Origin of the sequence: Labrys sp. 22185 (assembly GCF_052045555.1) — a bacterium.
GTDB lineage: Bacteria > Pseudomonadota > Alphaproteobacteria > Rhizobiales > Labraceae > Labrys > Labrys neptuniae.
Genome location: NZ_JBQEPH010000042.1, coordinates 25,746 through 32,406, shown reverse-complemented (window position 1 = coordinate 32,406; position 6,661 = coordinate 25,746). Strand labels below are relative to the sequence as shown.

The 6,661-nt window shown below is 64.9% G+C and carries 7 protein-coding genes; 4 read left to right on the top strand and 3 right to left on the bottom strand.

Annotation, left to right across the window (positions count from 1 at the left end; genetic code table 11):
• The 3 genes from ACTJKX_RS34610 to ACTJKX_RS34600 all read right to left on the bottom strand — a co-directional run.
• The coding region (locus tag ACTJKX_RS34610; RefSeq protein WP_440728089.1) for a nitroreductase family protein at positions 1–594 on the bottom strand (594 nt) is incomplete at its 3' end.
• Between the two features lie 159 nt (positions 595–753).
• Positions 754–1,245, bottom strand: coding sequence for an acyl-CoA thioesterase (locus tag ACTJKX_RS34605; RefSeq protein WP_440728088.1), 492 nt, complete (start codon positions 1,243–1,245; stop codon positions 754–756).
• 125 nt (positions 1,246–1,370) lie between these two features.
• Positions 1,371–2,396, bottom strand: a complete 1,026-nt coding sequence (locus ACTJKX_RS34600; RefSeq protein ID WP_440728087.1) for a hydroxyacid dehydrogenase — start codon at positions 2,394–2,396, stop codon at positions 1,371–1,373.
• Positions 2,397–2,506: 110 nt separating this feature from the next.
• On the opposite strand from ACTJKX_RS34600, the gene apaG reads away from it, so the two are divergent.
• The 4 genes from apaG (at position 2,507) to ACTJKX_RS34580 (ending at position 6,506) form a co-directional block, all read left to right on the top strand.
• Positions 2,507–2,899 carry a Co2+/Mg2+ efflux protein ApaG gene (gene apaG, locus ACTJKX_RS34595; protein ID WP_068286796.1) on the top strand — a complete coding sequence of 131 codons (393 nt, stop codon included), beginning with the start codon at positions 2,507–2,509 and terminating at the stop codon, positions 2,897–2,899.
• Positions 2,900–3,030: 131 nt separating this feature from the next.
• Complete coding sequence (locus ACTJKX_RS34590) at positions 3,031–4,113, top strand: PspA/IM30 family protein (RefSeq protein ID WP_440728086.1); 1,083 nt, start codon at positions 3,031–3,033, stop codon at positions 4,111–4,113.
• Positions 4,110–4,775 carry an OB-fold-containig protein gene (locus ACTJKX_RS34585; RefSeq protein ID WP_311942713.1) on the top strand — a complete coding sequence of 222 codons (666 nt, stop codon included), beginning with the start codon at positions 4,110–4,112 and terminating at the stop codon, positions 4,773–4,775. Before ACTJKX_RS34590 ends, ACTJKX_RS34585 begins: the two co-directional genes overlap by 4 nt.
• Positions 4,776–4,781: 6 nt before the next feature.
• Entirely contained in the window at positions 4,782–6,506 is a 1,725-nt protein-coding gene (locus ACTJKX_RS34580) for a flotillin family protein (protein ID WP_440728085.1), read from the top strand.
• Positions 6,507–6,661 lie beyond the last annotated feature (155 nt).

The window sequence follows — 6,661 nt, the reverse complement described above, 5'->3', positions numbered from 1 at the left end:
GTAGACCTTGAAGCGATCATTGTCGTTCATGAAGCTCTTCTCGGGGAAGGGCTGCTCGTTGGAGCCGAAGGGCATCTGGGCGCGCAGCTTCCAGGACTTGGGCACATGCCATTCCTTCTGCACGGCCTCGTCGACCAGCGGGGCATAGTGCTGCAGGCTGGCGCCGATGCCGTGCTCGGCCAGGGCCGTCCACACGGCGAACTGCGCCATGCCGCCGGACTGCTCGGAGAAGGCCGGGAAGGCGTCGGCATAGAGCGGGAACTGCTCCTGCAGGCTCTTCACCACGTCCTGATCCTCGAAGAACAGCACGGTGCCGGCGCCGGCGGCGAAGGAATCCATCTTGGCCTCGGTCGAGGCGAAGCTGTCGGCGGGCACGATCTTGCGCAGGATTTCCTTGGTCAGATGCCAGAATTTGTCGCTCTGTTTGCCGAACAGGATCACGGCGCGCGAACTCTGCGAATTGAAGGAGGACGGGACATGCTTGATCACGTCCTGGATCAATCTGCTGATCTCTTCCTCGCTCTTGGGCAGCGTCTTGCCCAGGGCATATTGCGTGCGGCGGGTCTTGATATGATCGATAAAGGTCTTGGACATGAGAAGAATTTCTCTCTCAATGAAAATTTGCCAAAGCGGAAGAGGCGCCTGAATGCAGCCTCGACTGTAGATCTGCATGCCCTGAAATGGGCATGCCGAAAACCTGCATAATCTCGATCGTTAGGTTCGATGAAATTGACATGTCGCTCGCGGTGACTGTCAGCCTCCGCTGTCAACGCCGGTCTCGGCCACGGCTTCCAGGCGGGCGGCGATCTCGCGACGCAGGGTCCGCCGCAGTTCCGCTGCCCGATAGCGTCGTTCCTCGGTCGACCCTTTCACTTCCAGAACCGGTACGGCCGAGGGGCGACCCTCATCGTCCACCGCCACCATGGTAAAATAGCAGGAATTAGTGTGGCGACGGGTGCCGGAGCGGATGTTCTCTGCTTCCACCCGGATACCGACCTCCATCGATGTCCGCCCGGCATGGTTGATCGAGGCGAGGAAGGTAACGAGTTCACCCACCTGGATCGGCTCCTTGAACATCACCTGGTCGACGGACAGCGTCACGGCATACTGGCCCGAGAAGCGGGAGGCGCAGGAGAAGGCGACGCGGTCGAGCAGATTGAGCAGTGCGCCGCCATGCACCTTGCCGCTGAAATTGGCCATGTCGGGTGTCATCAGCACGGTCATTTCGAGGCGGCGGCGATCCATGGCGTTTTCCCTGGCTAGGTTGCTCGCCGCCGAGTGTAATGGAGAAATCTGCAGGACCTCAAACGCACGCGGGATTTCCCGACATGGGGGCCCAGGCATAGGCAATGGCTGGAAGCTTTTTTCGATCAGGTCTTGCTCACCGGCTGGGAACGCAAGCGGCCGGCGATGGAGGGATCCGCGCGGCGGCAGAGCTGCGGCGACAGGTCCTGGAGGATGAGCTCGAGATCGGCGACCGCCATGCTGCCGATCTCGAACAGGGCATCCCTGGTGCCACCGGTGCGATGGGCCGAGAATACCATGTTCGGCGTGGTCCGCATCGGATCGTCGGCCGGAACCGGCTCGACCGGGAAGACGTCGGTGGCCACACGGATATGGCCGCTGCACGCGGCCGCGATCATGGCCGGGAAATCGACGACCGCCGCCCGGCTCATCAAAAGGAAGGCCGAGCCCTTCTGCATGCGGGCAAATTGTGGGGCGCCGATGAAATGGACGTTTTCCGTGGTGGGGGCGGCGAAAACCACGACAAAGCGGCTGCGTTCCAGCAACTCATCCAAATCGGTTTGCCGGCAATCCAGCCGCTCGATCGTTTCCGCCGGCAGCCAGGGATCATAGACCCTGACCTCGTTGCGGAACGGGCGGATGAGTTCGCGGAATTTGCGGCCGAGATCCCCGAAGCCGATGATGCCGACCGGGGCGCCCTCGAAGCGGATGGTGTCGAGATTGGCTTCCAGGCCATAGGTCTCGGTGCCGGCCCGGAAGGCGCGGTCGGCGGCACTGATGCCGCGGGCGAGGTCGAGGGCGAGGCCGAGCGTGGCTTCCGCCACCGGGGCTGCGAAAGCCGAGGCCGGTGTCAGCACCCAGATGCCGCGCGCCTGGCAGGCCGCATAATCGATATTGGGCAGGAAATTGGTCTCGACATTGATGATGGCTGTGAGCCGCGGGGCCCGCTCGAGCCTTTCGGCGGACATTGCCGTCTGCCCGATGATGGCCACGGCATGGGGCAGCAGCGCCTCGATCTCGTCGTCGTTCATCGGCCTGGCCTCGCTGATGACCAGGCGTCCGAGGCGTTCGAGGCGGGCTCGCACCGATGGTGCCATGATCTGTTCGAGCGTACGCGGTAGGGGGTCGACGAGAATGACGGGCGTGGCCATGGCAGGTCCTGTGCACGGAAACCCGCAAAGCATGAAGGGTCGCGACGGAGTCTGCAATGGTCAGACCATAAGGGTTTGACGGCAGAGCCCGTGAATGCGTAAATCGGAATATGTACAGCGCCACCACGCGGCATATCAAAGTGACGGTCCGCCCCCGTTTCCTTGCCGAGGAATCGCGGCCGGCGGACGGGCGTTATTTTTGGGCCTATACCGTCGAGATCGCCAATATGGGCCCGGAAACGGTACAACTGCGATCAAGAGCCTGGGAAATCACCGACGAGAATGGTCGCCGCGAGGAAGTCAGGGGCGCGGGCGTTGTCGGCGAGCAGCCCGTACTGGAGCCCGGCGAGCGCTTCGAATACACTTCCGGCTGCCCGCTGGGAACGCCGTCCGGTCTGATGGTCGGCACCTATTTCATGGTGGCCGACAGCGGCGAGACTTTCGAGGTCGCCATTCCGGCCTTCTCTCTCGACAGTCCCTACGCCAAGCGTAGCGTCAACTGAGGGTTGGGCGGCCTTAGGCCGGTATTCATCCTCCGATTTTGACCTAGTACGCCGAAAAGCGAAGTCTCTCCGTTGAAAGCAACAAGGAAGTGCTTTATATATTCGGCATGACTGGAAAGCCTGATGCCACCATGGTTTTCGTCCTGGCGCCGACCGCCGAAGATCGCGGCGCGCTGCAGGCGACCCTCGTCGCCTACCGCCAGGCGATGGCCATTCTCGACGGGACCAAGGGAGCCAATCTCGTCGCCCTTCACGAGGAGGCCTATGAGGAGATCCGCCTGAAGACGGGGCTGCCTTCGCGCATGGCGACCCTGGCCCTGCGCGATCACAGCCGGCGGCAGCCGGGCGAGGCGATCGACGACATTCCGCTCGATTCCAAGCTGTTCGCCGTGAAGGGGCCAGACAGTGTCAGCATCGCCACCATCGATGGCCGGGTGGTCATGCCCTATTCGGTGAGCGGCTATCACGGTGGCTGGGACGATTTCGCCGAAGCCCGCCTCGTCTTCGAAGGCCCGTCGCTGCGTATCGATGTCGGCGTTCAGGCCAGCATCCACCCTCAAAAGGAGCCCCCGATGTCCAACGAAGGTATTCTCGCCCGGCTCGGGCGGGTCATCGCCGGTGTCGTCAACAATGCGGTCGATACGGCGGAAGCAGCCAATCCGACCGCCGTCGCCCAGCAGGCCGTGCGCGAGATCGGCAAGATCGCCGAGGAGGCGCGCGCCGCGCTCGGTGTCGCCGTCGCCGCCGGGCACCGCCTCAAGGCCAAGGCCGATGATCTCGATGCCGAGATCCGCGACCTCGACGGCAAGATCAGGATCGGCCTCGAGAAAGGGCGCGAGGATCTCGCCCGCGCCGCGACCGGCGTCCAGATCGATCTGGAAGCGCAGCGCGAAGCGCTCTCCAAGGCGATCGCCGAGAATGCGGGGGAGATCGCGGAGGCCGAAACCACGCTGCGCAGCATTGCCTCGGCCCGGGCCGACGCCCAGAAGCGGCTGGAGGATGCCAAGCGGGCGGAGCGCGCCGCACCTGCCGCCGTGACGCCCTCGCAGCGCAATGATCAGCGGCTCGCCGACGCGCTGGCGGCGGTGGAACGCGTGACCGGCGTGCCGGTCAAGCCCACCACCGGCGCCGCCGAAGTCGAAGAACTCGGCCAGTTGCAGCGCCAGGATGCGATCGAGGCGCGGCTCAGAGCCTTCAGGGATGGCCAGCGATGATGGGCAGCCTCGTCCAGCCGGGTACGGCACCTTTCTGGGTGGCATTGCTGACGGTGGTCGGCCTCGGTGTGGTCGAACTCGTCTCGATGCTGCTGGGCGCCTCCGTCTCGGCACTGCTCGACGACGGTCTTGGTTTTCATGCGTCGGGCGATCATGCGCCCGGCGACCATGATAGCGGCCTGCTCGGCGCCTGGGCTTCCTGGCTCAATGACGGCGGCGTGCCCCTGCTGGTGCTGATCGTCATCCTGCTGTCCGCTTTCGCCGTGTTCGGCTTCGCCATTCAGGCGGTGGCCTCCAGCCTCGCCGGGCCATTGCCGGCCGTGATCTCGGTGCCCGGCGCACTGGCGGCCGCGATCCCCGCCACGCGCTGGCTGGGCCGGGGCGTGGGCAAGATCATCCCGCGCGAGGAAACCAGCGTGCTCAGCCAGGACGAGTTCATCGGCCTGACCGGCACGGTGACCATCGGGCCGCTCGACCAGGGCAATCCCGGCAGCGTGCGGGTCAAGGACCGCTACGACAATTTCCACGCCCTGCGTGCGAAAGCCGCGCCGGGGCATGTCATCGAGACGGGCGCGCTGGCGCTGATCGTGGATGGGGCCGACGGCCTCTTCCAGGCCATTCCCGCACCGCAGGCACTCGACAGCGACAGCAACAGGAGCTGAACCATCATGGACTTCTTCTCAGTGGGGCTCATTGCCGGAGTCATCGTGACGGCGATGGTCGTCATCGGCATCATCATGACGACGCTCTACACCAGGTCCACGCGCGACAAGGCCTATGTGCGGACCGGGCTGGGCGGCAAGAAAGTGGTGCTCGATGGCGGCTCGGTCATCCTGCCCATCTTCCATTCCTATTCCTGGGTGTCGCTGAGCACGCTCAGGCTCGAGGTCAAGCGCTCCGAATATGAATCGCTGATCACCAAGGACCGCATGCGTGCCGACATCACCGCCGAGTTCTATGTCCGGGTGAAGCCCGATGCCGAGAACATCGCGCTGGCCGCCCAGACCCTGGGCGATCGCACCAACGACGCGGATGCTCTCAAGACCCTGGTGGAAGCCAAGTTCGTCGACGGCCTGCGTTCGGTGGCGGCGACGATGTCGCTGCGCGACCTGCAGGAGCAGCGCGCCGAATTCGTCAAATCGGTGCAGGCGGCCGTGGCGCACGATTTGCAGTCCAACGGCCTGGAGCTGGAATCGGTCTCGCTCACGCGCCTCGACCAGACCGACATCAAGCATTTCAACCCGAACAACACGTTCGACGCCGAGGGCCTGACTGCGCTGACCAAGATCACCGAGGAGCGCAAGCGCGAGCGCAACCAGATCGTGCGCGACAATGAGGTCGAGATCGCCACCAAGGACCGCGAGGCCGCCCTCAGGCGCCTGACCATCGAGCGCGAGCAGCGCGACGCCGAGCTGACCCAGGAACGCGACATCGCCAACAAGACGGCCGAAACCCGCGCCGAGACCGCCAAGGCCGAGCAATTGGCACGCCTGAGCCAGGAAACGGCCCGGCTCGATACCGACCGGGGCATTGCCGAGCGCGACGCCGAGGCGCGCCAGGCTCGCGAGGCGGCGCGCATCGGTGCAGAGCAGGGCATTGCCGAACGTGAGGCGGTGGCCCGCAAGATCACCGAAACGGCTCGCATCGACGCGGCGATCACCGTCGCCCGCAAGATCGAGGAGGAGCAGGCTGCCCGTGCCAAGGCCGATGAGGCGAAGGCAGCCGCCATCACCGCCGAGGAGCAGGTGACCACGGCCCGCGAGGTCGAGATCGCCGAGCGCGCCAAGCGCATCGCCGTGATCGATGCCCGCAAGGCCGCCGAGCAGGAGGCGACCGCCATCACCGTCAAGGCCGAGGCCGAGCGCCAGGCCGCCGAGAATCTCGCCGCAGCTACCAAGATCCAGGCCGATGCCGAGGCACAGGCGGCCAAGATCCGTGCCACCGGCGTGGTCGAACTGGGCGAGGCGGAAGCGCGGGCCGAGCGGGCCAAGAACGAAGCACGCAACGCATTGGCGGAAAGCGTCATCGGCTTCGAGCTCGCCAAGGCGCGTGTGGCGATCGTGCCGCAGGCGCTCGAACAGGCGATGAAGCCGATCGAGAAGATCTCGGACATCCGGATCTTCAGCGCAGGCGGGCTGGCCGGTGCCGTTGGCAATGGAGGAAACGGCGCGGCGGGCCATCCGATCGGCGATCTCTCCAGCCAGCTTCTCAGCTTCACGGCCCAGAAGCCCATTCTCGACGAAATCCTGGCCCAGGCCGGTTTCCGGGGCGCCGATCCGACGCAAGCGTTGCTGGCTGCATCGCTTGGTGGCGGGCACAAGGCGCCGGCTGCAAGCCGCAGCGAAGAGCCTGCGCGTCATGCGCAGTCGGACGACACCAAGCACCACGATTGAGACTTGAACGTCGCGGAGCAATTTGCGGTATGGAAGCCAGCGCAAATTGCTCCGCCATTCTTCGGAGACGGGAAAAGCAACCGCTGCCGTGCCGCCTGGCCTGTCGGGATGTGGCTTCCAGCAATGCTCGCTCTTTCCAACCGGCCTGTCTTCAC